The organism is Bartonella sp. TT110JLCBS, assembly GCF_042193405.1.
Classification (GTDB): Bacteria; Pseudomonadota; Alphaproteobacteria; order Rhizobiales; family Rhizobiaceae; genus Bartonella.
The window spans coordinates 1-923 of the sequence record NZ_JBHILT010000150.1 but is presented as its reverse complement, the minus strand read 5'-3'; the positions used below and the strand labels follow the sequence as shown (position 1 = coordinate 923).

The 923-nt window shown below is 42.8% G+C and carries 1 protein-coding gene; it reads right to left on the bottom strand.

All coding sequences use genetic code 11. The annotated features are described in order from the left end of the window. Window positions 1-139: 139 nt before the first annotated feature. Window positions 140-802 carry a lysozyme gene (locus ACFILW_RS10120; protein WP_375646821.1) on the bottom strand — a complete coding sequence of 221 codons (663 nt, stop codon included), beginning with the start codon at window positions 800-802 and terminating at the stop codon, window positions 140-142. Window positions 803-923 lie beyond the last annotated feature (121 nt).

Genomic DNA, 923 nt, shown 5'->3' with positions numbered 1-923 from the left:
GTTGTGGCTGCTTTTAAAGCTTTTTCTGTTTGCTTTTGTTGCTCTGCTTTTTTCCCAAGAGTAAAAGCTCTTGCTAATGCAATAAAAAAAGCGGCTAAAGCCGCGCCTGTTAGCATCAGATTTCTTTTCATCCATAAGATCATAGGCGGTGCTCCTGAAAGCGTTTAGCAACAAAGAAAATACCAGCACATGCGGCTAAAACCATGATAGTGGCGAGCGCCCATTGCACTGGACCATTGCCTGCTAATAAGCCTCCAAGCCCTGAAAAAGAACCAATAATCGGTGCAAGGGCTTCTGCTTTGAAAACCCCCGTTGGTGCTTGCGTTTCTACTGTTTGATAATTGGAGGAAACATAAGCCCCTTTTGCCCATAGCCCTGTTTCTGCTGCACGCCGGTGTGCGAGACCTTCAAGACGCTTCCCGCCTGCTTTGGTCCATTTCTGTAGCTCGGCAGGGACAGCTTCATATTCACCTTGATTGAGCTTTTTTAACAGTGTCGAGTTACAAAAGGCTGTTGTTCCTACATTATAGCAAAAAGAGACTAACGCCGCGAATTGTTCATCCGTTAATGAAACTGTAACAGCGCGTTCAACAGCATTTTCAAATTGTCTTAAGTCTTGGCAAAGAAGTTCTTCTGCTTGCTTTTCAGTGATTGTCATGCCTTCGTAAATAAAAGGTTTTCCAGCACTGTTTGTATGTCCATAACCTATTGTCCACACCCCAATGGCATCTTTATAGGCGTTCAAACGCAAACCTTCCCATTGTTTGATCAGTGCAAGTCCCTCTAATGATATTTTTCGCATATGCTTCTCCATAAAAAAAGCTCCGCAAAAAGCAGAGCTGGATTAAAAAAATTGACATCTTTCTCATTCGGAAAGATAGCTTGGTTAAGCTTCATGTCGCTTTTTCATTGGAACAAAAGAA